The 24256-nt window shown below is 53.6% G+C and carries 24 protein-coding genes; 7 read left to right on the top strand and 17 right to left on the bottom strand.

The genetic code is table 11. The features are described from left to right. Positions 1-24 precede the first annotated feature (24 nt). The 14 genes from hemA to bchF are packed head-to-tail and all read right to left on the bottom strand — an operon-like array spanning position 25 to position 15206. On the bottom strand, positions 25-1245 hold the full coding sequence (gene hemA / locus ACEW72_RS12215) for a 5-aminolevulinate synthase (RefSeq protein ID WP_373476662.1): 1221 nt from the start codon (positions 1243-1245) through the stop codon (positions 25-27). After that, positions 1242-2039 (bottom strand): putative photosynthetic complex assembly protein PuhE, encoded by a 798-nt coding sequence (gene puhE / locus ACEW72_RS12220; protein WP_373476663.1) that lies wholly within the window; start codon positions 2037-2039, stop codon positions 1242-1244. Before puhE ends, hemA begins: the two co-directional genes overlap by 4 nt. Continuing rightward, positions 2033-3109, bottom strand: coding sequence for a magnesium-protoporphyrin IX monomethyl ester (oxidative) cyclase (acsF, locus tag ACEW72_RS12225; RefSeq protein ID WP_373476692.1), 1077 nt, complete (start codon positions 3107-3109; stop codon positions 2033-2035). The genes puhE and acsF overlap by 7 nt, the downstream gene beginning before the upstream one ends. Beyond that, positions 3109-3405 (bottom strand): hypothetical protein, encoded by a 297-nt coding sequence (locus ACEW72_RS12230; RefSeq protein WP_373476664.1) that lies wholly within the window; start codon positions 3403-3405, stop codon positions 3109-3111. The genes acsF and ACEW72_RS12230 overlap by 1 nt, the downstream gene beginning before the upstream one ends. Then, a complete protein-coding gene (puhC, locus tag ACEW72_RS12235; protein ID WP_373476665.1) occupies positions 3402-3878 on the bottom strand; it encodes a photosynthetic complex assembly protein PuhC in 477 nt (158 codons plus the stop codon). The genes ACEW72_RS12230 and puhC overlap by 4 nt, the downstream gene beginning before the upstream one ends. After that, complete coding sequence (puhB, locus tag ACEW72_RS12240; RefSeq protein ID WP_373476666.1) at positions 3875-4492, bottom strand: photosynthetic complex putative assembly protein PuhB; 618 nt, start codon at positions 4490-4492, stop codon at positions 3875-3877. Before puhB ends, puhC begins: the two co-directional genes overlap by 4 nt. Continuing rightward, complete coding sequence (gene puhA, locus ACEW72_RS12245) at positions 4489-5259, bottom strand: photosynthetic reaction center subunit H (RefSeq protein ID WP_373476667.1); 771 nt, start codon at positions 5257-5259, stop codon at positions 4489-4491. Before puhA ends, puhB begins: the two co-directional genes overlap by 4 nt. A 24-nt stretch (positions 5260-5283) precedes the next feature. Beyond that, positions 5284-6669, bottom strand: coding sequence for a BCD family MFS transporter (locus tag ACEW72_RS12250; RefSeq protein ID WP_373476668.1), 1386 nt, complete (start codon positions 6667-6669; stop codon positions 5284-5286). A 35-nt stretch (positions 6670-6704) separates the two neighbouring features. Next, positions 6705-7403, bottom strand: coding sequence for a magnesium protoporphyrin IX methyltransferase (gene bchM / locus ACEW72_RS12255; protein WP_373476669.1), 699 nt, complete (start codon positions 7401-7403; stop codon positions 6705-6707). After that, a complete protein-coding gene (gene bchL / locus ACEW72_RS12260; protein WP_373476693.1) occupies positions 7403-8287 on the bottom strand; it encodes a ferredoxin:protochlorophyllide reductase (ATP-dependent) iron-sulfur ATP-binding protein in 885 nt (294 codons plus the stop codon). The genes bchM and bchL overlap by 1 nt, the downstream gene beginning before the upstream one ends. A 19-nt stretch (positions 8288-8306) precedes the next feature. Continuing rightward, positions 8307-11894, bottom strand: coding sequence for a magnesium chelatase subunit H (locus ACEW72_RS12265; protein ID WP_373476670.1), 3588 nt, complete (start codon positions 11892-11894; stop codon positions 8307-8309). Continuing rightward, complete coding sequence (bchB, locus tag ACEW72_RS12270; RefSeq protein ID WP_373476671.1) at positions 11884-13425, bottom strand: ferredoxin:protochlorophyllide reductase (ATP-dependent) subunit B; 1542 nt, start codon at positions 13423-13425, stop codon at positions 11884-11886. Before bchB ends, ACEW72_RS12265 begins: the two co-directional genes overlap by 11 nt. A 3-nt stretch (positions 13426-13428) precedes the next feature. Next, positions 13429-14712 carry a ferredoxin:protochlorophyllide reductase (ATP-dependent) subunit N gene (locus ACEW72_RS12275; protein ID WP_373476672.1) on the bottom strand — a complete coding sequence of 428 codons (1284 nt, stop codon included), beginning with the start codon at positions 14710-14712 and terminating at the stop codon, positions 13429-13431. After that, the gene (gene bchF, locus ACEW72_RS12280) at positions 14709-15206 is read right to left on the bottom strand and encodes a 2-vinyl bacteriochlorophyllide hydratase (RefSeq protein WP_373476673.1); all 498 of its coding nucleotides are present in this window, start codon (positions 15204-15206) and stop codon (positions 14709-14711) included. The genes ACEW72_RS12275 and bchF overlap by 4 nt, the downstream gene beginning before the upstream one ends. Before the next feature lie 248 nt (positions 15207-15454). On the opposite strand from bchF, the gene ACEW72_RS12285 reads away from it, so the two are divergent. The 7 genes from ACEW72_RS12285 (at position 15455) to ACEW72_RS12315 (ending at position 22081) form a co-directional block, all read left to right on the top strand. Then, positions 15455-16402 (top strand): B12-binding domain-containing protein, encoded by a 948-nt coding sequence (locus tag ACEW72_RS12285; protein WP_373476674.1) that lies wholly within the window; start codon positions 15455-15457, stop codon positions 16400-16402. Between the two features lie 16 nt (positions 16403-16418). Beyond that, on the top strand, positions 16419-17834 hold the full coding sequence (ppsR, locus tag ACEW72_RS12290) for a transcriptional regulator PpsR (protein ID WP_373476675.1): 1416 nt from the start codon (positions 16419-16421) through the stop codon (positions 17832-17834). An 86-nt stretch (positions 17835-17920) separates the two neighbouring features. Continuing rightward, the gene (gene chlG / locus ACEW72_RS12295) at positions 17921-18823 is read left to right on the top strand and encodes a chlorophyll synthase ChlG (RefSeq protein WP_373476676.1); all 903 of its coding nucleotides are present in this window, start codon (positions 17921-17923) and stop codon (positions 18821-18823) included. Beyond that, the gene (locus ACEW72_RS12300) at positions 18820-20148 is read left to right on the top strand and encodes a BCD family MFS transporter (RefSeq protein WP_373476677.1); all 1329 of its coding nucleotides are present in this window, start codon (positions 18820-18822) and stop codon (positions 20146-20148) included. Before chlG ends, ACEW72_RS12300 begins: the two co-directional genes overlap by 4 nt. Then, the gene (locus tag ACEW72_RS12305) at positions 20148-21338 is read left to right on the top strand and encodes a geranylgeranyl diphosphate reductase (protein ID WP_373476694.1); all 1191 of its coding nucleotides are present in this window, start codon (positions 20148-20150) and stop codon (positions 21336-21338) included. The genes ACEW72_RS12300 and ACEW72_RS12305 overlap by 1 nt, the downstream gene beginning before the upstream one ends. Positions 21339-21347: 9 nt before the next feature. Beyond that, the gene (locus tag ACEW72_RS12310) at positions 21348-21830 is read left to right on the top strand and encodes a TspO/MBR family protein (protein ID WP_373476678.1); all 483 of its coding nucleotides are present in this window, start codon (positions 21348-21350) and stop codon (positions 21828-21830) included. Further along, on the top strand, positions 21830-22081 hold the full coding sequence (locus ACEW72_RS12315) for a hypothetical protein (protein ID WP_373476679.1): 252 nt from the start codon (positions 21830-21832) through the stop codon (positions 22079-22081). Before ACEW72_RS12310 ends, ACEW72_RS12315 begins: the two co-directional genes overlap by 1 nt. A 55-nt stretch (positions 22082-22136) precedes the next feature. Here the strand turns inward: ACEW72_RS12315 and pufM are convergent, their stop codons facing one another. From pufM to pufA, 3 genes are all read right to left on the bottom strand, one after another. Continuing rightward, positions 22137-23063, bottom strand: a complete 927-nt coding sequence (pufM, locus tag ACEW72_RS12320) for a photosynthetic reaction center subunit M (protein ID WP_373476680.1) — start codon at positions 23061-23063, stop codon at positions 22137-22139. Between the two features lie 16 nt (positions 23064-23079). Then, positions 23080-23904 carry a photosynthetic reaction center subunit L gene (gene pufL / locus ACEW72_RS12325; RefSeq protein WP_373476681.1) on the bottom strand — a complete coding sequence of 275 codons (825 nt, stop codon included), beginning with the start codon at positions 23902-23904 and terminating at the stop codon, positions 23080-23082. Positions 23905-24041: 137 nt separating this feature from the next. Then, positions 24042-24248 carry a light-harvesting antenna LH1, alpha subunit gene (gene pufA, locus ACEW72_RS12330; protein WP_373476682.1) on the bottom strand — a complete coding sequence of 69 codons (207 nt, stop codon included), beginning with the start codon at positions 24246-24248 and terminating at the stop codon, positions 24042-24044. Positions 24249-24256: the final 8 nt, after the last annotated feature.

Below are 24256 nucleotides of genomic sequence, written 5' to 3' on the forward strand. Positions count from 1 at the left end.
TTTTTTCGTTACAACGGAACTTTGTTAAGCGGCCAGTGCGCGTCTGGCCAGCGCACATTGCGACCAGATTTCGCTCAATGCACATAGCAGCTTTTCGATATCATCGTCGCTATGGACAGGCGACGGAGTGATTCTAAGCCGTTCAGTTCCGCGCGGGACCGTTGGATAGTTTATTGGCTGAACATAGATGCCGTGATTGTCCATCAGCCAGTCGCTGATGAATTTGCATTTATGGGGATCGCCGACCATCACCGGGATGATATGGCTTGGGTTCGGAATATGCGGAATACCCATGCGGTCAAGCGCGCTGCGTACTTTGGCTACGCGCGCCTGATGTTGTTCGCGCTCGGTTGTGCTTTGTTTCAAATGCTTGATACTGGCACAGGCGCCCGCCGCGACCGCTGGCGGGATAGCCGTTGAAAATATGAACCCACTCGCAAAAGTCCGGACAAAATCGCACAAGTCCCGAGAAGCGGCAATGTATCCGCCCATGACGCCGAATGCCTTGCCCAATGTGCCTTCGATAACTGTGATGCGATCCATCAAACCTTCTTGTTCGGCAACGCCACCACCGCGAGGTCCATACAGGCCGACGGCATGGACTTCGTCAATATAACTCATTGCGTTATGCTGTTCGCAAACATCGAGAATCTCGGCAATAGGGGAGATATCCCCATCCATCGAATAGACGCTTTCAAAGGCAACCAATTTGGGACGCTGCGGGTCCAGATCGGCCAGCTTGCGGTTCAGATCTTCGGGCGAATTATGTTCAAATACCCGTCGCTCTGCACGGCTGTGCCTTATTCCTTCGATCATCGATGCGTGGTTCAACGCATCCGACAAAACAATGCAATCAGGGATTTTCGCTGCCAGAGTCCCAAGTGCGGCCCAGTTCGAAACATAACCCGATGTGAATAGCAAGGCATCTTCCTTGTGATGCAAATCAGCCAGTTCGGCCTCAAGTAAGACATGGTGGTGATTGGTGCCGGAAATGTTGCGTGTGCCGCCTGCGCCTGCGCCGCATTCGTCAATCACACGATGCATGGCATCGAGAACTTTGGGATGCTGGCCCATGCCTAGATAGTCGTTGGAACACCAAACCGTGACATCCGTGGTGCCGCCGTCAACATAGCGTTTTGCATAAGGGAAAGAGCCTGCTTTTCTCTCTATTTCGGCGAAAACGCGATAGCGCCCTTCTTCGCGGACGGCGGCAAGTTCATCGCTAAAAAATGCCTCGTAATTCATGGTTGTACTCCCTCTCCCAAATTTGTTTTTTCTTTTGCTGCCAATGCCCAACGCCACAATTCAGAATCGCGGAATGGAATGGCGAGAAACAGATGCTCAAGTGCACCGAGCAGGCACAAGCAGCACAACAGCCCGGCCTGAACTGCCATATCTGATTGGCTCGTGGTAATTGCGCCGAACAGAAACCAGATTGCAAGCGCCAAAATTAATGCTGTCGAAAGCACCAACCCCGGGTGCAATTGCTTCGGACCAAAATAGCTTTTCAAATAGCCAAGATGTGCAGGCAACAATTCGTCGCTCATACTGGGAACGCCTTGGTAAATATTCAACTTTGACGAAAGTCGGAACAACAAAAGCAGCGCAAATGTGTAAGCACCCGTTGTGTTCGACGTTACCGAAGCCAATGACAGCAACAACGCTGCCGTCATTGCAAGTGCGATTTCGTGATGGATCAACGCCATTGTTGCAAGACTGAACCGCTGCCATCCGCGGGCTTCGGGTGGACATGGATCACGATGCGAGCCCGAAACGGCGCCCGTCAAAAAGCTGATTTCATGCCAACTCCAGACCAACAAACCGCCTACAAATGACATGTAAATTGCCCATTCTGAAGTAGAATGCGTAGATAGCAAAATTAGTCCAAGACCCGACATTGCACACATAGTTGCGATAGCCAGCGCACGCCCAGACGTTGTTCGTAACCTGTGATTTAACATCGCGACAAGGCCGGTGCTGACGAACCAAAGCACGACCACGACCGCAAAAGGCGCAATGAACTTCAAGGATTCTACCATGCGGGTTGCAATCTGGTCCGGCTCGGCAATTCATTCACCTGCGGCTTCATAAAATACATCCGGGCGAATGCGAGACCGGCCTTTAGCGTAAAGCGAACCTGATTTAACTTGCCGCTCAGACCGCCACTCGCCTTTGCATTTTCGATACCGATAGATGCTTGAAGAAGGTCATCCATTGATGCGCGAAAGCGGGGGGCGTTTGTATCGAGTTCTACGGGGAAAACTTGCCGGCTGATCGCGGTGCAAATGGAGAAAACTTCATAGCCATAATCGGCTGGATCCACGCCCAAAGCCTTATGGAAGACAGGGCGGTTGTGATCCCTTACATACATTGTTGCGTAAACCGATAGCAGGAAAAAACGGATCCAGTATTTGTTCAGGCCCGTCAGCAATTGCGGGTCAGCCCGCATAAGCAAAGCAAATGCCTCGCCATGACGGAACTCGTCGTTGCACCAATCTTCGAACCAGTCGAATATCGGATGAAACCGGTTCTCTGGATTACGCTGCAAGTGCCGGAAAATCGTTATGTAACGGGCATAGCCAATCTTTTCAGATAGATAGACGGCATAGAAAATAAACTTTGGTTTGAAATAAGTGTATTTTTTGGACTTGGTCAGAAAAGAAAGATCGATGCCAATGCCCGATCCCTTCAACGTTTCATTTATGAAACCGGCATGACGGCTTTCATCGCGGGCAAGCAGTTTGAACAGCCGCTTCATATCCGGATTTTTGGTTTGCTTCGCGATTTCTGCATAGAGAATACAGCCCGAAAATTCCGAAGTAAGCGAACTGGCCAGGAAGTCGATAAATTCAGCTTGAAGTTCAGGTTCCAACCCTTCGATAACGCCGTCGAAAGCTGCCGTCTTGCGAAAGTGCCGCTTGTTGCGGTCGTCTTCCATCTCGGTCATCAATTCTTCCCATTCGGCCCGGACAGGGTCGACATTCAGGCCATCCATCGCCTTGAAATCCGTGGTGTAAAAGCGGGGCGTCAGGACAGTGTCTTGTCGTGCAATCGCCAATGTGTCGTGCTTTGCAGACAGTGGTTTCGCGAATTTCGTGTGCGCGTTCATCATAACCTCCCGGGAGTGAAGCTGACCTCATACAATTCGGTCAGTTCGAATTGGCCGGCGAATTTTGTCCATGCCTGACGCAAAATTCCGGCACGGTGAATTGTTGCATTGCGATGCAGAATGACATTTTCACCAAAGGCCACGACGATGGGCGCGCCATGTACGTGAACCCTGTCGCCTGGATGAATTTCCAAATCGCCGTCCAGATCTACGTGCGCGTGAAAATGATCTGCATTTTGCTGCACTTCGATACGACAAGAGGTGTCAAATTTTTCAGATGAAAAGAGCCGTGTCATGCAGCCGGATCCTTCAGCATATCGGCGAAAATCTTGCTATGGTCTGAGCCAAATCCGTGAATCTCTACTTCGCGACCCGTTTCAGGGTCCTTTAATGAAAGAGCGCCATTTTCCCAAAGGGTCAGCTCAAAAGCAGGTTCAGCACCAATGTTCGATGCTTTGCGTGTCTTGGCTAGGCGGCGCATGGTGGCGCGCAAAAAGCCACCCTGGCCAAATTCGATGACTTTGACGACATCGCCACTAGCCGCGTCGCTAACCACCACCGCGCCATCCGCACGATCAACAAAGCGAAGCATACGGGTTTGTTCCGGCTTTACATTGGCTGCTACGCGGGATGCTGTTGGGTCGGCTGATTGAGGAATGAAGCCCAAGCTGACTGCGCCGGTAACTGCCATTGTAAATAGCAGCACCGTTGCTGCCCCAATCAAGGCACCGCGCGGTACAGTCGGATCATGGTGCACGGTTTGGTTCATGCGGGCACTCCCTGAAACGGAACGTCTTGGCTATTAGAGCGGCGCGCTTCAACCGGCGCTACTGCCTGTACTTTTTGTGTTGTTTTGAACAAAAGTTGCGCGAATGCGCGCGCGTCGGGAACAGCGCGCAGCATGGGCTGCGGGCTGATAAAACGAAGCGATCGCGCGTGCGGCCACAGCATGAAATAGCCAAGGCGCGGGGCACCCTTTAGCGAAAGAACGATGCTTCCGTGGTCGCCAGCCAGCATTTTCAAATTTGCAGATTCGATTTCGGATAGCGGTAAGTTGATGCATTTGTTCAATGCAACGCCAACGCGCAAAATGATCCGCTTGTTGGTCAATGTATATACAGTTGTTCGGCTGACGCCCCAGGCAAATGCAACAAACATGGCAATGACAATCGCGCCAAGAAGCGAGACTGCAATAGCCGTGTTCATGTCACTACGAGATATCGCCCACAATATGATTATTCCAAAATAAGCGGCGGAGAGGCGAATATGCAAAGCAGCTTTGGCCAGAGCTTTCCAGTCGGGCGAAGATTGCCACACAATATGTTCGTCCGCCGGAAGATGCCCGGGCAAGCCTCTGGTTGGTTCATGGTCATATTCGCTCATATCAACGGCTCCTGACGTGCGCGGTTGGCGTAGAGATAGCCGCCGCCAAAATAAGCGACTATGCGCTCTTCTTCATAAAATGTGATTTGGCCTGCAGTTTCAGGTGTGGGTACACCAGCAAAATCGGCGGCATTAATCGCATCGATTTCGACTTGGCCCAGTCTTCCTTTAATCTTTGACATTGCCATTGGGGCCAAAATCTTTTTGCCGCCCGTATCGATTTCAAGATACCGGATGACATGCTCGGCACGATCAACCCAAAGGTCGGTTACAGTTCCCGCTATTGCACCATCTGCAGCTATTACTGACATCCCCCGCGGGTCATGGTCACGCGCATGAACTGAGATATGATCGGCAGCGCCAATGGGCACAATGCGATTACGGCCTTCGCCATCCAGATCGGTATGTTTCGCGCGATCAGCCCATGCCGCCGGTCCTATGCCGTCAACCAGCGGGTTGCCCGTGGGGTAATAAGGCGCGCCGGGTGAACGAAATGTGCGTGCACCGGCAACATCAACTTTTTCACGTCCTTTTGTTGGGGTCGTAATTGAATCGCGACCGAAGGGCATATGGAATGTTTTGGGCATTGCGGTTGAAAGAACGCCCCCCGGCGTATCAACGCGACCTGTCACTTCATCTTCCAGCGGGTAGCCTTCGCGCCTGTCTTCGCGTCGCAAATACACCATCAGACCGAGAAAAAACAACACGAAGGCCAAAAACACCAACTCGGTCACGTCGAAAGTGCCCACAATCTTAAAGTCGTCCATCTTAATTTCTCCTCATACTTCCGCTCAGGTTGGAAACTCGATCAACCCGAAACTTTCGTTTGTATTTTTCCTGTTTTCGAGATGCAGCCCGATCACGGGACCCAGCACTACAAGCGTAACCAGCAATAGCACGATTTCCAGCGCGTAGACTGTGCCATATCCTGTGGCCCGGTCAGCAAGGGTGGCGCCCATGGCGTCCTGCAGGGCAATGTAGGCCATCGCATCGCGTAATAGTCCGCCCAGCGCCACACCAATGCCTGCACAACTTGCCTGCACGGCACCCCATGCACCTAACGCCAGACCGGCCGAATCCTTTTGAGCCAGCCCCATGGCGGCGATCATTGTGCCGACAGAAAACATACCGGTTCCAAAGCCGATCACGGTGGCACCTGCATAAAGCAAAGGCACAGATCCTAATGGCGCAGCGAAGAGTGTCATAAGAAATGCTCCGATGCCTGCAACGGCACCCATTCCCGCCAGACGCAGCGGATCCGATCCTGAGGACAGACGGCGTCCGCTGAATGCGAAGGCGATCAGTGCGCCGATGGCCCATGTTCCGGTCAGTGAAGTGGTCGATCCCACCGACAGGCCCAATATCTCGCCGCCATAAGGCTCCAGCAATGCGTCCTGCATGGCAAAGGCCATCGCTCCCATACCTATTGCCAATAAAAGACGTTTCGCATTGGGCTGTGCGGTAAATGATGCCCAAAGTTCGGCAAATCGCGGGTTAGCTTTCGTGGAGGTCGTCAATGCGCGGTTGCGTGCTTCCTGTTTCCATAAGGCTACAATGTTCAGCACCATTGTTAGGACCGCAGCGCCTTGGATGACCTGCACCAATTTGGTTGCGGTGAAATCGATCAGAAGATTGCCAATCGTAAACGCTGCCAGCATCATTCCGACAAGCAGCATCACGTAAAGAAGAGCAACGACGCGGGGGCGCTTGTCATCGGGCGCGATATCGGTTGCCAGCGCCAGCCCTGCGGTCTGGGTCACATGCATGCCCGCGCCGGTCAGCAGGAAGGACAGGCATGCCGCGCAGACTCCGAGGACGAAGGTGTCGGGCCGCGTCACCAGAATAAGCGCGAAAGGCATGATTGCGAGGCCACCAAACTGGCCCAGGGTCCCGAACCAGATGTAAGGCACCCGCCGCCAGCCGAGCACGGAGCGATGTGTGTCCGAACGATGACCTATGAGCGCGCGAAACGGTGCGACAAGCAACGGGATCGCAATCATCAGTGCAACGATCCAGGTCGGCGTATCAAGTTCGACGATCAGCACGCGGTTCAGGGTACCGTTCAGCAAAACCGTCGCGATGCCGACACTTACCTGAAACAGAGCAAGTCGCAGCAGGCGGGCAAGCGGGAGTTCGAGGCTGGCCGCATCAGCAAATGGCAAGAACCGTGTTCCCACGGCTCGCCAGAACGTTACTGCTGATGGCCTTTCGATCATAGGCGGCTTAGTCCCATCGCCTGCGACTTGTAAAAGCCGCTCGAAACACGCTGGGTGAAATCGATCGCCCATTCGGGAAGCGCTTCGCCTATGTCGCGGGAGAGCTTTGCTTCCGATACCGGGAGGATGGCAGGCGAGCGGTCGCTGCGCGGAAATGCCTTTCCGACAAATTGCATCATGTGAAGCAATGGGGTGCCGGGTGCGAAAGTAAAGGCAACCTGGTTCGCCCTTTGGCTCCAGGCTTTCAGAACACCGATGATGTCGGCTTCGTCATAATGGATGAGCGAGTCCATCGCGACCACATGATCAAAAATGCCAAGGCTGTGGTTCCGCATGTCGCCAACGCGCCAGTCAATGGAAAGATGGCCGGGAGCGCGCTCCTTAGCGATATCAATCAAGCCGCCGGAAACATCGATCGCCACCACATCCGCCCCGCGCTGTGCCGCCGCAATAGCAAGGGCACCGGTGCCGCAACCGGCATCGAGCAGGCGCATTCCGTGCATGTCAGTCGGCAGAGTAGACAGGAGAAGTTCCCGCATTTCGTTGCGGCCGGCACGGACCGTCGCGCGGATCCCGCTGACGGGCACGTCAGAGGTCAGATCTTCCCATGCTTTACGGGCGGTCTTGTCGAAATAGGTTTCGAGACGACTGCGGCTTTGCTGGTAGCGGTTCGAGGTAAGGCTTGTTTCGATCATTATTCAAATCCTAGAAAGTCGAAAATGTCGCGGTCTTTCATCGGACTGGCTGCCTGATAATCGACGCCGTCCCAAAGCTTCTTGGCCAGGTTCATATATTCCTGACACGCTGCATCGATCTCGGGCGTGCTGTCCATTTCGAACAAGGTACATTTTTTCAGGCGCGACCGGCGGATCGCGTCCAGATCGGCAAAATGTGCCAGACGCTTCATGCCGATCGCTTCGCTGAACCGGTCGATCTCGTCGGTAGCTGCAGAGCGGTTGGCGACGACACCGGCAAGTCGAACATTGTAGTTCTTCGCCTTTGCATTGATAGCCGCGACAATCCGGTTCATTGCAAAGATGCTATCGAAGTCATTGGCAGCAACGACAATCGCGGCGTCGGCATGTTGTAAAGGAGCTGCAAACCCGCCGCAGACTACATCGCCTAGCACATCGAAAATGACGACATCGCGGTCTTCGAGCAGATGGTGCTGCTTCAGCAGCTTGACGGTCTGGCCAACGACATAACCGCCACAGCCTGTTCCAGCAGGAGGCCCACCGGCTTCGACACACATCACGCCGTTGTAGCCTTCGAACATGTAATCTTCGGGGCGAAGTTCTTCGCTGTGGAAGTCGACTGTCTCTAAAACGTCGATGACGGTCGGCATCATCTTTTTGGTAAGAGTGAAGGTCGAGTCATGCTTGGGATCACAGCCGATCTGAAGGACGCGGTGACCGAGTTTGGAAAAAGCCGCCGACAGGTTGGACGAAGTTGTCGATTTGCCGATGCCGCCTTTGCCATAAACTGCAAAAACCTTTGCCCCCTTGATCTTGTCATTGGGATCAAGTGCGACCTGAACACTGCCTTCGCCATCAGGAGGAGAGGTATCCAAGAGATTCAATGTCATCTTTATTCTCCTGTCATTCTGCGGGGACCAGGCCTTCGAGCCGGTCCTCCAAGTCGTTACTGGCGGCACGCAAGCCAGCGAGCGTTTCTGCGTCGGGTGTCCACAATTGCCGCTCGCAGGCTTCAAGCAAGCGATCGGCAACCTTGGCGGATGATTTAGGATTAAGGTCTGCCAGCCGTGCGCGCATCTCAGGGTCGAGCACGAAAGTTTCGCTGATTTTCTGATAAACCCATGGGGAGACTTTCCCGGTCGTTGCCGACCAGCCTACCGTGTTGGTGACGTGGAGTTCCAGATATCGGACACCTTCAAAACCATGCTTCAACATGCCCTCATACCATTTGGGGTTGAGCATCCGAGTGTGCGTTTCCAGATCAATCTGTTCGCCGAGCGTGCGGACCTTGGTGTCGCCTTGGGTTGCATCGACGATGTAAACGGGCGCAGCAGCGCCGCGGGCTTTTTCGACTGCTCTGCTCATCCCGCCAAGACCATCGACATAATGATCAACGTCAGTGACGCCAACTTCGACGGATTCGAGATTCTGATAAGTCAGTTCTACCCCTGCCAATTCGCTTTCGAACAGCTTGCGTTGCTCTACGGGGACACCATTGCGGCCATAGGCGAAGCCCTTTTTCTTTTCGAACATGTTTGCCAGCTCTTCGGGATCGTCCCAGGTGCCGCCATCGATCATAAGGTTCACATTTGCGCCGTAGGCACCATCAGCGTTGGAAAAGACCCTTAACGCGGCAGTTTCGAGGTCGCAGCCATGCTGCACCTGATGCGCTAGGCTGTGCTTGCGGACGAAATTCTGGTCGGGCGTTTCGTCCACTATCGTTGCGAGATAGCAGGCGTCGGCAATCATCTTTGTTTGCAGCGGCAGCAGATCGCGGAAAATTCCCGACATCGTTACAACGACATCAATGCGCGGACGGCCAAGCTCTGCAAGCGGAATTAGCTCAGCACCGGCAAGGCGACCATAATCATCGAAGCGAGGTTGCGCGCCGATCAGGGCCATTGCCTGTGCAATCTGCGAGCCTTCGCTTTTCAGATTATCGGTACCCCAAAGTACCATCGCAATGCTTTCCGGAAGTTTTCCACCATCGGCCATATGCCGAGCAATCAGTTGGTCTGCCTGAACCCGACCCTGGATACAGGCGAATTTGCTTGGGATACGGAACGGGTCAAAGCCATGGATATTACGACCGGTGGGCAGTACTTCCGGGGTTTTGAGCAAATCGCCACCCGGAGCGGGAGGTACATAGGTCCCGTCGAGTGCGCGAACCAGTGCGCCCATTTCGTCATTGGCGTCAATCCGCGCTTCGATATCGGCACGGGCTACATCGGGCGATGCCGCGACCATAGCGTCAAGAAGTCCATTCTTTTCGTCATCGGTCATTGTGCCGCCAAAGACATGCAGACCCTGCGGGATAAGTTCCCGCTCCAATTCATAAAGACGGCCCGGCAGATCGTCGAGGTTACCTGCCTCGATGCCGAGTTCCTGGCAGTGGTCCCTGATCAGCTCTTCCAGATCGTGGAGTTCACTATGGTCGCCTGTTGTCGTGCGATAGCGTTCAAGCAAGGCCTTTAGATCGACAAAGCCCTTGTAAAGGCCGGCTTCGGCCAGCGGCGGTGTAATATAGCTTATCAGAGTCGCGCCCGAACGGCGCTTGGCGATGATGCCTTCTGACGGATTGTTCGAAGCATACAGATAGAAATTAGGCAGATTACCGATCAGCCGGTCGGGCCAGCAATCGCCGCTCATCCCCGCCTGTTTGCCGGGCATGAATTCGAGTGCGCCGTGCGTACCGAAATGCAATGCAGCATGTGCACCGAAATCTTCACGGATATAGCGGTAAAATGCGGAGAAGGCGTGCGTTGGCGTAAAAGTGCCTTCGAACAGCAAACGCATTGGGTCGCCTTCATAACCAAATGTAGGCTGCACGCCGACAAACACATTGCCGAAATGCGCGCCAAGGATCTGGATCGACTGACCATCGCTCAGCTGACGACCCGGGGCCGGGCCCCATTGCGCCTCGATCTGCTTCAGATGTTTTTCGCGGCGCACATGGTCGTCGGCGCTGATCCGCGCTGCGACATTGGCATCTGCTCCATATTGCTCGGCATTTCCGTAGAGGATTGCATTGCGCACTTCGTCAACGGTTTCAGGTGCTTCTACAGAATAGCCTTCCTGGCTAAGGCGTTGCAACGTAGCGTGGAGTGATTCAAATACCGCGAGATAAGCAGCGGTCCCTGTGGCTCCCGAATTAGGTGGGAAGTTGAACAGCACAACCGCAAGCTTGCGCTTCGCTCTTTCGGACCGCCGCAACTTGATAAGTGAAGCAACCTTGCCCGCCAATGAAGCGGCGCGTTCGGAACACACTTGCATCGCGCGGACATTGTCGGTGATCGTGAACTTGCAATTGCGATGACACCCAGTGCAACCTTCGGGCGAGCCGTCCGACCGGCCGCCAAAAACGCTGGGAACAATCGCGCCATCCAGCTCCGGAATAGCGAGCATAATCGTTGTTTCAAGCGGCAAAAGTCCCGCCTTGCCGGCACCCCATTGTTCCAGCGACTGAAATTCGATCGGATGCGCTGCAATATAGGGTACATCGAGCTTGGTCAGTGTTTCGACCGCCGCATCGACATCATTATACGCGGGACCGCCGACTAGCGAGAAACCTGTCAGGTTGACGACTGCATCAACAACCGCAGCGCCGTCCTTCACAAAATATTTGTCGATAGCCGGACGCGCATCGAGGCCACTGGCAAAGGCGGGAATGACCTTGAGGCCTTGCGCCTCCAGCATTTCGATCATGCCATCATAATGGCCCGCATCTTTGCCGAGCAGATAGGATCGCAGCATCAGTACGCCCACGGTACCCGCGGGATTTTTCACCGATGGAAGCTTGTTAGCGTCTTCAGTCAGACGCTCCTTCATGTCGGGATGATAAACACCCAATTCGGGATAAGCGCGAGGCGGCTGCGCGGGCATATTACCCTTCAGTCCTTCGCGCTCACCGCTGGCATAACGGTCGATCAGGCCGCGCACCATGTCGACGACATTGTCATCCGAACCAGCGAGCCAATATTGAAGCGTCAGGAAATATTGTCTTACATCCTGCGCCGGACCCGGAATGAAACGAAGGATTTTTGGCAAGCGACGCAGCATGTTCATCTGACCTGCACCCGAGCTGCCACCCGGCTTGTTCGATCCACGCAGTTTTTTAAGCAGCGCCATCAAGCCCTTGGCAGGCTTATCCATGCTATAACTGCCAAGCCTGGTGAGCTTCACGATATCCGACGTCGACATCATCCCGACGATTGCATCGCATTCATCGCGGCGTGCCATCAGGGCGGGGTGAATGGCACGGACCTGATCGTCGATAAAAAGCATCGTTGCGATAATGATGTTTGCCCGTGCGATGTCCGCTTTAGCACGTTCTAGCACGCTTGGATCGCGGTCCCAGTCAGACGCTGCGTAAAGGCCGATGCTTATGTTATCGCGTGCCATCTCATGATTGGCGCGTTCGACGGCTCCGGAAAGATGATTGTCGAGGGTGACGATTACCACCCGGACCGCTGGCTTGCTGTTACCGCGCATAATGTGCCTTCTCCTCATAAAGTGTGGCGAGTTCGATGGTCGATACGCCCTGTTCTGCTGCAAACATTTCGGTGTTGCGCCGTGCCTTGCCTCGCACAAAGAATGGGATTTTTTTCAGCTCACGTGCTGCTTCGTCTGTCCAGACGGCTTCAGTATCATTGGCGGGTTCGACGATTTCTGGCTGCTTTGCAGGAGCCGAATGGCCCGGACCAAGGTGCGATGCACCGGCTCCATCGTTGAATTCAAAATCGTCGCGGAACATTGTGAGCAGATGTTCTTCAAGTCCCATCACCAGCGGATGGACCCAGCTGTCGAAAATGACATTCGCGCCCTCGAAGCCCATTTGCGGACTAAAACGCGCCGGAAAATCCTGCACATGCACCGGCGAAGAGATGACGGTGCACGGGATCGAAAAACGCTTGGCGATATGCCGTTCCATCTGCGTGCCGAGCACCAGTTCGGGTTGTGCTTCCTGAATGGCGGTTTCGACCTCTAGATGATCGTCGGTAATCAGAGGTTCCAAGCCATAAAGCTTCGCCGCTGCCCTTACTTCACGAGCATATTCCCGGTTGTAACAGCCGAGACCTACAACCTTGAAGCCCAGTTCTTCGCTGGCAATCCGCGCAGCAGCCACAGCATGGGTACCGTCCCCGAAAATGAATACGCGTTTACCGGTCAGATAGTTGGAATCGATGGAACGACTCCACCATGACAGTCGCGAAAGGCCCTCTTGAAGCATCGGTTCCGGATCAACCCCTGCGAGAGCGGAAACCTCACGGACAAAATCCTGTGTTGCACCGACTCCGATCGGAACGGTCCTGACAGCAGGTTGGCCAAATTCACGCTTCAGATAATCCGCAGCGAGATCGCCGGTTTCGGGATAGAGGACAATGTTAAAGTCTGCTTCCCCCAATTTAGCGATATCAGCGACATTTGCACCCAATGGCGCGACAACATTGATGTCGATGCCGAGCTTGCCCAGCAGGCTGCTGATTTCAACGACATCATCTCGATGCCGGAAACCGAGTGCGGTAGGTCCGAGCAGATTGACGAGAGGGCGACGATTTTCCTTGGCTGACGGACGGCGGTCCTTGTCGGCAAGATGGCGCACAATCTGGTAAAATGTTTCCGCAGCGCCCCAATGCTCTTTCCGCTGATAGCTTGGAAGTTCCAGCGGAATGACCGGGATCGGAAGGCCCATATTCTCGATAAGGCCGGCCGGGTCATCCTGAATAAGTTCGGCGGTGCACGACGCTCCCACGATCATGGCGTCGGGCTTGAACCGCTCCACGATATCCAGCGCAGCGGTCTGGAAAAGCTGGGATGTATCCTTGCCGAGGTCACGAGCCTGGAATGTTGTATATGTAACAGGAGGGCGTTTGCTTCGGCGTTCGATCATCGTGAACAGAAGGTCCGCATAAGTATCACCCTGCGGTGAGTGTAGCAGATAATGTACGCCTTCCATTGCCGTGGCGACACGCATTGCGCCTACATGTGGCGGGCCTTCATATGTCCAGACGGAAAGTTGCATCGTCTATACCCTCAGTACATCGCGGCGGCGCAATGGCCGGGCAAAAAGTTCAGCCAGATCACCAGCCTGATCGAAACCGTGGATCGGCGAAAAAACGAGCTCGATTGCCCATTTGGTCGAAAATCCTTCGGCCTCCAGAGGGTTGGCGAGACCGAGGCCGCATACTGTCAGATCGGGATTTGACGAACGCACACGGTCGAGCTGCTTATCGACATCCTGACCTTCGCTGAGCATTACGCCCGCGGGCAAAGCGGCGAGCTCCTGCGCCAGATGGCGGCGGTGGAGATAAGGCGTACCGACTTCAATCAAGTGCATGCCAAGTTCGTTGGCGAGGAAACGCGCCAGCGGCACTTCAAGTTGCGAATCGGGCATGAATAAAATCGACCGGCCTTCAAGGCGCGCGCGTTGATGGGCCAGCGCGGTCGTTGCGCGGTCCTGATAAGGACGGAGCGCCATGTCGAAATGGCTTTCGGTAACGCCGAATTCGCTCGCAGCGGCATGAAGCCAGTTGGTTGTTCCTTCGACACCGAATGGGAACAGTGCGTCGAGCCTGACGGCACCGCGTTCTTCAAGCGCTTGGGCTGTGTCACCAAGAAAAGGTTGAGCCAGAAGGAACCGCGTATTGGCGCCGACGCCGGGCAAATCGGCAACGGCGCGTTCGGGCAGGCTGGCAACGTTGTTGATGCCTAACTCGGCAAGCAACCGCCTGAATTGGTCTTCGACAATATCGGGAAGCGAGCCGACGATAATCAGGTTCTTTGGCGCATTGTCTGCCAGTGCGGGCATCACGGGAACCAGTGAGGCGAGGCAGGCATCTTCGCCCTCGGTGAACGTGGTCTCGATGCCGCTTCCCGAATAATTGAGGATGCGTACATGCGGGGCGTGCTTTGCACCCAGGCGTTGAGCCGCCTTGGAAAGGTCGAGCTTGATAACTTCGGACGGGCAACTGCCTACCAGAAACAGCGATTTGATTTCCGGGCGACGCGCCAGCAGCTGATCGACAATCCGGTCCAGTTCAACATTCGCATCGGCGAGGCCGGCCAGATCACGTTCTTCCATGATCGCGGTGGCAAAGCGCGGTTCTGCAAAAATCATAACACCAGCCGCGGACTGCAATAAATGGGCACAGGTTCGTGAACCAACCACCAGAAAAAATGCATCCTGCATTTTGCGATGCAGCCAAATGATACCTGTTAGCCCGCAAAATACTTCGCGTTGGCCGCGTTCTTTCAAAACCGGAGAGCAATCCGCCGCTTGCACGGTTGCGATTGGCGCCGGGGCGTTCATGGTTTTTTCGCCGATGGCGGTAACGCACCGAGGCGCGCCAAACGCAATTTGTAAAGGAACTGGCCTGCATTGATGATGTACGCCGCATAGCCTGCCAGCGCGATATACATCTGCAGCTGCGGCGAACCCCAGTTATTGAACAACATCACCAGGTAAGTTGTATGCAGCGCCAGCACCACCATGCTGAACACATCTTCCCAGAAAAACGCTTTGGCGAAGAGCCATTCATCAAAGACGACCTTTTCCCAAATCGAACCTGTAATCATGATGGTGTACAACGCGCCTGTTTTGATCAGGATGGATAGCTCGGCCGACGCCTCGCCCGATCCGGTGACCAGAAAGCGAATCACCAGGAACAGGCTTATGCCAAAAATTACGAACTGGACCGGAGCCAAAACGCCCTGAACCACTGTCCAGCGCGACTCGTCACGGCGCTTTCTTTGAGCGTCGGTATAAAGAGCAACAGGCGCGACAGCAGCCTGTTGGCCTAGCAAAATCGTGAAGTCTTCTCCCGATTCAAAATGTCTGCTTATGGACAGAACACATGCTCCTTCTCTCGAATGTCTCGAATAGAAGTCAGAATCGATAAAGTGTCAAGTTTTTTAGACGTCAATAAAATTTGACACAAAGTTGTTTGCTTAGGTGTCGAAGTTGATATACGCTTCGAGTCGCATGAGGTGGCAGAGTCATCCATGAGGCCGACGTAATGCCACGCCGACCAGGCTTTGGGAGAGTCTGCACTATGGCCACTATGTTTGGAATTTCGGGATTAAAATCCAAGATTGATGACTGGCGTGGATTCCGAAAAACCCCGCGGCCGACGAACGTATCCAGCAACGATATCGGGCAAGATATTGGCAAGGTTCCGGATCGTGACGACACTGGATATGATCTGTCCATTCTTTTGGAAAATCTGGTCATTCCAAAGCTGATCGCCGATCAGGGCAAGAATGATAATTGGTTACATTTGCCTAGTTTGTCGCCCGTAGGCGATACAGTTCGCAAGCGCGCGATCACTGAAAATGACGTGGAAGCATTCACCCGTTTGTCGATCAGCGGCGAAGCCCATGCCCTGCTTGATTTTGTTGACCAGCGCCTTGAAACCGGAAGCTCGGTCGAAACGATTTATGTTGATTTGCTGGCACCTGCTGCCCGGCGTCTTGGCGAATTTTGGGAAGAGGATGGCGAAGATTTTGTGGGTGTCACAATGGGTCTGTGGCGCATTCAGGAAATATTGCGCGAACTGACTGTGCGTATTCCGCCGGTATCGCGGCCGGGATATGGAAAACGCTCTGCGTTGTTTTCTCCGATGCCTGGTTCACAGCATAGTTTTGGGACGTTGATGGTCGCAGAATGTTTTCAGCGGGCCGGCTGGGATGTTGATGTGTTGATTCAACCCACGCAGTCGGAACTGACCGGAAAATTTGCCAATCGCCATTACGATCTGATTGGATTGACCGTTAGTATTGACTGCACTAAGGGCACGCTGTCAGGTTTGGTCAACACGTTCAGATCTGTCTCGTCTAATCCGCATATCAAAGTTTTGATCGGCGGACCGGTCATTAATGAGCAACCCGATCTGGTTGAACAATGTGGGGCAGATGCGACCGCGATTGATGCGGTATCGGCTGTTGCATTGGGTGATCGATTGGTTCCGATTAATTTCGAATGTTTCGAAAACCTGATATAAGGAACTGGTTCTTCTAATGAACCTTGAATCAACAAACGGTGATCAAATACCTTTTAGCGACCCTGAGGCCATGTTCGAAGGGTTCAGCAAAGCTGATATTTTGAATCTGGCTTATTGCGCCGGCGATTTTATGCTCGCCATCGATGAAAATAAAATCGTGCGCGATATTTCGGTAAATGTTCGTGACCACGCCTTTGCAAGTCAGTGGATAGGCCAAAAATGGGCCGACACCGTAACCGTCGATAGCAAGGCAAAAATCGAACAATTGTTAAATGGAGATCAACCATCGTCCAACAATTGGCGACAGGTAAATCATTCCCACGACGGCGATGATATTCCCGTTAATTACAAAGTTATAAAACCCGAAAATAGCCATTGGCATATAGCTATTGGCCGTGATCTTCGATCAATTTCCGTTCTTCAACAGCGTCTGCTTAAGACGCAGCAGTCCATGGAGCGTGATTATCTGCATTTGCGTCAAACTGAAACCCGATACCGGCTTTTGTTTGATAATATTTCCTATCCGGTGCTGATTGCGGACGCTGAAGGTCATGTAATTCAACAGGCCAACCGGGCATGCCATGCCTTGATGGGGGTTGCGCCCGGTGCATTGGATGGCAAGGCTTTTTCGAGCCTGGTCGATATTGAATATCGCGATGCCCTATTATCTTATATTGCCTCAGTTGCCGTCAACAGCGCGATTAGCCCGCTTAGCGTCCGTCTTGCCGGGCGTTCCGGGCTTGTCAAATTGGCCGCGTCCACCTTCCGCCAATCCGGCAAGCAATATTGGCTGGTCAATATTGACGACGGCTTGCACGAAGTCCCCGGAAAACAGTCGGACAAATATGTGCTCGACGTTGTCGAAAAAATGCCGGACGCCTTTGTCCTGACCGACGAAAAGCAATCAATTATCGTCGCCAACCGCGCTTTTGCGGAATTGGTGCAGGCGGGTTCTGTCGAACAGCTTTTGGGTGTTTCGCTTAACCGCTTCATCGGTCGTCCCGACGTTGATCTGGGCCTGTTGAAAAAGCAACTTAAAGATCATCAAAATGTTCGCAATTTCAGTTCGGTCGTGAACGATTTGAATGGTGGTGAAGAACCCGTAGAAATATCCGCCATCCTGATCGAGCGTGAGCAGCCATTGTTTGGCTATTCGGTTCGCGGCATTGGCCGGCGTGAGCGGGATCTTCCACAATCGACAGGAAATTATCCGCGTTCGGTGGAACAGTTAACCGAGCTTGTTGGCCGAAAACCGCTGAAAGAAATTGTGCGTGAAAGTACTGACCTGATCGAAAGAATGTGCATCGAAGCGGCGTTGGTCCATACTTCGGACAATAGGGCATCGGCCGCCGAAATTTTGGGCCTTAGCCGTCAAAGCCTGTATTCGAAATTGCACCGCCACGGGCTTGGAAATTTACTCGGCAAAGATTAGCCGCGCCGGTTTTTTATCAAAAAAAATGGACAAATATTATGTCCAATTTATTTGACAGCCAAGAGTATCTGACATAGTTTTTGCCAATGGCAGATTCTACAATTCCCAATCAATTTGAACGCGTACCTGCGGCGCGGGATGTGCTGGAATTGACAAAGCCGATCACCTGGTTTCCCCCGATGTGGGCGTTCATGTGCGGGGTGGTATCTTCCGGGGTTTCGATTTCCGAAAATTGGATGTTTCTGGTCGCCGGAATACTGCTGACCGGCCCGCTCGTGTGTGGGACAAGCCAAGTCATAAACGATTATTGCGACCGTCATGTCGATGCCATCAATGAACCTGACCGGCCTATTCCGTCGGGGCGGGTGTCGGGTCGTTGGCCAGTCTGGATTGCGTTAGCCGGAGCGGCTATCTCGCTGGCTTTTGCATTCGCTTTGGGACCATGGGTACTTTTGGCCACATGCATCGCTCTCTTTTCGGGCTGGGCCTATAGTTCGGCCCCTTTGCGCCTGAAGCGTAATGGATGGGCCGGGCCATTGGTTTGCGCCTTGAGCTACGAAGGCCTGTCCTGGTTTACAGGTGCCAGCGTCATGATGGGCGGGATACCTTCATCTATCAACCTGTTGATTTTACTTTTTTATAGCCTTGGGGCGCATGGCATTATGACCATGAATGATTTCAAGGCCATAGAAGGTGACAGGGACACAGGACTTCGTTCTTTGCCGGTCACGATGGGCGTTCGCGGGGCTGCGCTGTTTGCATGCGCGGTCATGGCATTTGCCCAATTCGCGGTCATCGGCATTTTGTTTCAGCACGGATTGTTTTCGTCCGCCATTATTGTCGGCGTGTTCACATCCATCCAAATTGGATTGATGGCACGCTGGGTTCGCGACCCTGCAAAGCATGCTCCCTGGTACAATGCCACAGGCGTGTCGCTTTATGTGTTTGGAATGCTCGCCGCTGCGCTGGGTATTGGAGGCTATTTATGATTCAAGTCAGTCCGATTTCACACGGCATAGGTTGGTTTGGTATCGTCCGGCTGGGGACCGTCCAAGCGGCAATTGGCGCGATAGTCATGTTGGCGACATCATTGTTAAACCGCGTGATGGTCGTTGAATATGCAATTGCTGCCGCTGTTCCGGCCGGATTGGTTGCCTGGCATTATGCCGTGCAGCTTTCACGACCATTTTGGGGTCATAATTCGGATCAATCAGAACACCGTAGCTCGTGGATCATAGCCGGTTTGGGCATATTGGCGCTGGGCACTTTGCTCAGTGTGGACGCGACCATTATGATGTCTGGGCAAGGTATTTTCCCGATAATTCTGGCGGTTGTCGGCTTTGCATTGATCGGCCTCGGCGTGGGAATGTCGGGCACGGCATTACTTGCGTTATTGGCATCACGTGTATCGTTGGAGCGCAAGCCAGCCGCCGCGGCGATCAGCTGGACCATGATGGTTGCCGGTATTGTTGTCGCGGCCGGTGTTTCGGGTGCGTATCTTGATCCCTTTAGCGAGGCGCGTCTGGCAATTGTTGCAAGCGTCGTTGTTCTCACGGCATTTTGCCTTGCAATGGTAGCACTGCGGGGGCTGGAAAAAAATAGCCAGCCTGTCGCCCATCGAAAACTGTCTGTAAAAAACGCGAGCTTCAATGATGTCTTGTCCGATATCTGGCACGACAAACAAGCCCGCCGGTTCACTTATTTTGTGTTCATTTCGATGTTGGCTTACAGTATGCAAGACCTCATTCTTGAACCGTTTGCCGGATTTGTTTTCCAAATGACTCCGGGACAATCAACACAACTGGCAGGGGTTCAGCACAGCGGAATTTTGCTTGGTATGCTGATCGCTGGTTTAGGCGGTAGTGTTTATACAAAGCGGTTTGGTGAAAACCACAAGCTTTGGATTGTGGTTGGCTGTATTGGGTCTGCGCTGATGCTGGCCGGATTATCAGTGGCGGCTTCGATGGGGCAGGCATGGCCGTTAAACGCCAATGTCTTTGGCCTTGGATTGGCCAATGGTGTGTTTGCTGTCGCTGCGGTCGGGGCGATGCTCGGGCTTGCCAGCGACGGACAAAATTCGGGCGAAGGTGCGCGGATGGGCGTTTGGGGTGCGTCTCAGGCAATTGCATTTGGGGCCGGCGGATTGTTGGGCGCAGTCATTGTCGACCAGCTCCGCAATATTATGGGACGAGACAACATTGCGTTTCAAACCGTATTCGCAATCGAAGCGGCGATGTTTCTAATGGCGGCGCTCGTTGCGACCGGCACAGCGATGCATCGTCAAAAACCAATTGGAAAGGCGGTGCAATTGTGATGTTTCAACCGGATTATGATGTCATTGTGGTGGGCGGCGGGCCTTCAGGCGCGACCGCTGCACATGATTTGGCCAGCAACGGCTATAGCGTAATGCTGCTCGACAGGGCGGGGCGGGTCAAGCCGTGCGGTGGTGCGGTACCACCCAGGCTACTCAAGGATTTTGATATCCCGCAAACCCTTTTGGTGGCCCACGCGAAATCGGCGCGCATTATTTCGCCGTCCAACAAAAAAGTGGTGATGCCGGTAGGCGATGGCTTCGTCGGTATGGTCGACCGCGACAGTTTCGACGAATGGCTTCGCGACAGGGCGGCGACAGCAGGCGCGACACGCCGTACCGGGATTTGCGAAACGGTTGATGACAGCGCTGAATTCGTCACATTATCTTACCGTGCCGACCGTAATGCAATATTACAAAATGTCACGGCGCGTGCCGTCATTGGTGCAGACGGCGCACGGTCCAACGTCGCGCGTCAGTGCATAAAAAATGCGAGCCATGTGCCGTTTGTTTTCGCTTACCATGAAGTGGTCGAAGTGCCGGACGAAGTCACCGAAGATTACGATGCCACCCGGTGCGACGTTTATTATCAGGGGCATTTGTCGCCCGATTTCTATGCATGGATTTTCCCGCACGGCAAAACGGCGAGCATCGGACTTGGCAGCGCGGACAAGGGCTTTCCGTTGCGCGAAACAACCAGACTGATGCGCGAGCAAACCGGGCTGTCGCACTGGAAAACAATCAGAAAAGAAGGCGCGCCAATTCCGCTAAAGCCGCTGAAGCGCTGGGATAATGGCAAGAATGTCGTTGTCACCGGTGACGCAGCCGGGGTCGTTGCGCCATCGTCGGGCGAAGGAATTTATTACGCCATGACTGCCGGGCGAATGGGGGCGGATGCGGTTTCGGCATTCCTTAAAAGTGGCGATGCGCGTGCGCTGCGATTGGCGCGAAAATCCTTTATGAAAGCGCATGGCCGGGTTTTCTGGATATTGGGTATCATGCAATATTTCTGGTACAAAAACGACAAGCGCCGTGAACGCTTCGTCAAGATGTGCGAGGACCCGGATGTGCAGCGCTTGACATGGGAAGCTTACATGAACAAACAACTTGTAAGGCGCGATCCGATGGCGCATTTCCGGATCTTCTTCAAGGATTTGGGCCATTTGTTGGGATTGAAGACCGTAGAAAGGTAATGCTGATCCATGACCAGAGCCGGGTTTTTCCCCCTTGTTATCGCGGGTTCATTGGCATTGGTCACCTCAATCGTGGGTGGGACAATAACGGTACTGGATAGCTGGTATTATTCACTGGAGCAGCCGGGGTGGGCGCCGCCTGATTATATGTTCGGCGTGATCTGGACCGCAATATTCGCGATGATTGCCGTTTCTGGCGTGCTGGCCTGGGAAAAGGCCCCGACACGCCGCGAGACTGAAATCAGCCTGGGCCTTTTTGCGCTGAATGGATTTTTGAATCTCGGTTGGAGTTTCATCTTCTTTCGTATGCAGCGTCCGGACATTGCGCTTTATGAACTGGTCGCGCTTTGGCTTTCGGTTTTGGTGCTGATCGTTTTTTGTGGCCGCTTTTCCCGATGGTCAGCGCTGCTTCTGGTGCCGTATCTCATTTGGGTAACCATAGCAGGCGTGTTGAATTATCAGTTGGTGCAACTAAACGGCCCCTTTGGCTGATGGATCAATTTTTCGCCAGTGGCCGCGCAGTGGACGTCGTGCTGATCGTCCTGTTGGCTGAAGCGATCTGGCTTAAGAAAAAAGGTAACGGATTGGTCGCCATCTTTTCGGCGTTAATGCCGGCCGTTCTTATGATGATAGCGTTGCGGGCGGCTTTGACCGGCATGGATTGGCCATATATCTCGATACCGTTGGCGCTCGCTTTTCCGGTGCATCTTTACGATCTGCATCTGCGCCGCATGGGCACATAAAAAACCCGGCCACAGGTTGGGGCCGGGTTTTTCTTGATGCGCTTATTTTACTGTATCAATATTCAGGGGCGTATCCATGCTCGATGGCCCACAGGTACCAATTGTCGACCACGGTACCGGTCAGCAATATACCAATGCCGCCCGTGAGTGGACAAAGCACTGCAAACCACCAGGCCCAACGGTGGATAGATTCCATCGTTGCATTGAAGCCCATCGTCCATCTCCAGAACAGCGCCGCACGTTCCGAGGCGGTACCCCGGTCGGTAATTTGTTCCAATTCGCGCTCACCGCCGTAACGGCCCACCGCAAGTATGGTCGCGCCGTGCATCGCAAATAACAAGGCCGAACCATATAGGAACACAATCGAAAGTGCGTGGAATGGATTGTAAAACAGATTGCCATATTGCAGCGAGAAATTGTTGGTCCATTCCAGATGCGAGAAGATACCGAAGGGGACTGCTTCTGACCATTGACCCATGAAAAAGGGACGGATGAAGCCGAGAACCAGATAAAGCCAGATTGCGGCGGCAAATGCCCAGGATACATGCGTTCCCATTCCCAATGCCCGTGCGCGGCGATATCCGCGAACCCACCATAAAATGATGGAAAGGGTCAGGAAGAACCCTGCCAATATCCACCAGCCACCTTCTTTAAGGGGCACGAAGGGCGAAAAACCATGCTCTGGGCCTGGAGGGTTCAGGGTCAACCAGAAGAACTGGCGGACAAATTCAACAGGATCCCAGTTTACGGACGCTGCCATGTTAAACCCGATAATTTCAATCGCAAAAAATCCGAAGAGCAAAGAAGCAAGACCAAGCCAGCCAAGATAGATCGGACCGATCTGCGCCTGTCCGAATTTCCCCATCCAATAGCTTGCACCGGTCATGGCGATGCGGGGTTCATCCCTGGCTGGCAAAGGCATTCCCATTTCAGGGGAGTGCACCAGTTGCACCTGGGTAAATATGTTTTGATAACGTGCCATTTCTTTACCCTCTCACTTAAGACCAGATCGGTATGTTGCGCCACCATTCCCACCATTCGGGCCAACCGCCCGCATAGAGAGGTCCGGCGATAATGATGCAAACCGCGCTCCAGAAACCGGCATTGAGTGCGAGGAACAATCCCAACCGGTGGATGCCGATTGTCCCGACGGAATAGCCGATAAAATCCCGGAAAAACGTATCTTCATATTCCGGCGTTTTGACATTTTCGCCCTTCATGGGGTTCACTGCGGAAAGTATCAGTGCGCCGTGCAGGGCCAGTGCAAAGCAGGTCGTAAAGAAGAACGACACCGCAATCATATGCGCCGGATTATAATGGAAATTCACATATTGATATCCGGTGTTTGATACCCAGTCGAGGTGGCTGAAAATTCCGTAAGGAAAGCCATAGCCCCACGCACCAAGCAGAAACGGACGGAAAACGACCAAAGTTACATAGGCCAAAATAGCAAAGCCGAAGGCGATGGGGACATGGTAACCCATGCCCAGCTTTCGGCATATTTCCACTTCCCGTAATGCCCAGGATACGAAGGCACCGATCGCGCACATTGTAATAATTTGCCAAAACCCGCCTTCTTTCAAAGGGGCAAGTCCAAGGCCATATTTGACGTCGGGCGGATTGATAGAGATGAGCCACGGGTTCCACGTGGGCCCTAAAGAAGCGGCGTAAAAGATCAACGCCGTCCCCAATATCGCACATATCGCCGAAATTACCCCGAAAAATCCGACATAGAAAGGTCCGATCCAAAAATCGAACAGGTCCCCGCCGATTAGGGTACCTCCGCGAACACGGTATTTTCTTTCAAAACTCAACAGCGACATAGCACATCCCCTACTGCCCACCCGGCAGACTCATGTGTCGAACCAATGTGACGGCAGACAACCCGATTTAGATACTTCAGTCCCGCGAGGCTCGCGACGCATTCGCGTCACGAGCCTATTGGGGCTTAAGGTTCAGGTCAGTTAGCCGGAGCTGCAGCCGCCGGAGCAGGTGCAGGTGCCGCAGCCGGTGCAGCCGCAACGGCGGCAACAGCCGGTCCTTCAATCCAGTTGAAGCGATCAGTGCTCAACAGAATGAAGTGGATCAGCAGCGCTAAAACAAACAAGAATGTTGCTAATGCAACAAGCGTCCTGCGCGGATCGAAGATTAACCAGAGTCTCCACATGGGACCGC

It is taken from the genome of Sphingorhabdus sp., from assembly GCF_041737645.1.
In the GTDB taxonomy this organism is placed as follows: domain Bacteria; phylum Pseudomonadota; class Alphaproteobacteria; order Sphingomonadales; family Sphingomonadaceae; genus Sphingorhabdus_B.

Coding starts and splice junctions, on each gene's coding strand:
- hemA (WP_373476662.1), bottom strand. CDS start 1,245: ATGAATTACGAGGCATTTTTTAGCGATGAACTTGCCGCCGTCCGCGAA.
- puhE (WP_373476663.1), bottom strand. CDS start 2,039: ATGGTAGAATCCTTGAAGTTCATTGCGCCTTTTGCGGTCGTGGTCGTG.
- acsF (WP_373476692.1), bottom strand. CDS start 3,109: ATGAACGCGCACACGAAATTCGCGAAACCACTGTCTGCAAAGCACGAC.
- ACEW72_RS12230 (WP_373476664.1), bottom strand. CDS start 3,405: ATGACACGGCTCTTTTCATCTGAAAAATTTGACACCTCTTGTCGTATC.
- puhC (WP_373476665.1), bottom strand. CDS start 3,878: ATGAACCAAACCGTGCACCATGATCCGACTGTACCGCGCGGTGCCTTG.
- puhB (WP_373476666.1), bottom strand. CDS start 4,492: ATGAGCGAATATGACCATGAACCAACCAGAGGCTTGCCCGGGCATCTT.
- puhA (WP_373476667.1), bottom strand. CDS start 5,259: ATGGACGACTTTAAGATTGTGGGCACTTTCGACGTGACCGAGTTGGTG.
- bchM (WP_373476669.1), bottom strand. CDS start 7,403: ATGATCGAAACAAGCCTTACCTCGAACCGCTACCAGCAAAGCCGCAGT.
- ACEW72_RS12265 (WP_373476670.1), bottom strand. CDS start 11,894: ATGCGCGGTAACAGCAAGCCAGCGGTCCGGGTGGTAATCGTCACCCTC.
- bchB (WP_373476671.1), bottom strand. CDS start 13,425: ATGCAACTTTCCGTCTGGACATATGAAGGCCCGCCACATGTAGGCGCA.
- ACEW72_RS12275 (WP_373476672.1), bottom strand. CDS start 14,712: ATGAACGCCCCGGCGCCAATCGCAACCGTGCAAGCGGCGGATTGCTCT.
- ACEW72_RS12285 (WP_373476674.1), top strand. CDS start 15,455: ATGGCCACTATGTTTGGAATTTCGGGATTAAAATCCAAGATTGATGAC.
- ppsR (WP_373476675.1), top strand. CDS start 16,419: ATGAACCTTGAATCAACAAACGGTGATCAAATACCTTTTAGCGACCCT.
- chlG (WP_373476676.1), top strand. CDS start 17,921: ATGGCAGATTCTACAATTCCCAATCAATTTGAACGCGTACCTGCGGCG.
- ACEW72_RS12300 (WP_373476677.1), top strand. CDS start 18,820: ATGATTCAAGTCAGTCCGATTTCACACGGCATAGGTTGGTTTGGTATC.
- ACEW72_RS12305 (WP_373476694.1), top strand. CDS start 20,148: ATGTTTCAACCGGATTATGATGTCATTGTGGTGGGCGGCGGGCCTTCA.
- ACEW72_RS12310 (WP_373476678.1), top strand. CDS start 21,348: ATGACCAGAGCCGGGTTTTTCCCCCTTGTTATCGCGGGTTCATTGGCA.
- ACEW72_RS12315 (WP_373476679.1), top strand. CDS start 21,830: ATGGATCAATTTTTCGCCAGTGGCCGCGCAGTGGACGTCGTGCTGATC.
- pufM (WP_373476680.1), bottom strand. CDS start 23,063: ATGGCACGTTATCAAAACATATTTACCCAGGTGCAACTGGTGCACTCC.
- pufL (WP_373476681.1), bottom strand. CDS start 23,904: ATGTCGCTGTTGAGTTTTGAAAGAAAATACCGTGTTCGCGGAGGTACC.
- pufA (WP_373476682.1), bottom strand. CDS start 24,248: ATGTGGAGACTCTGGTTAATCTTCGATCCGCGCAGGACGCTTGTTGCA.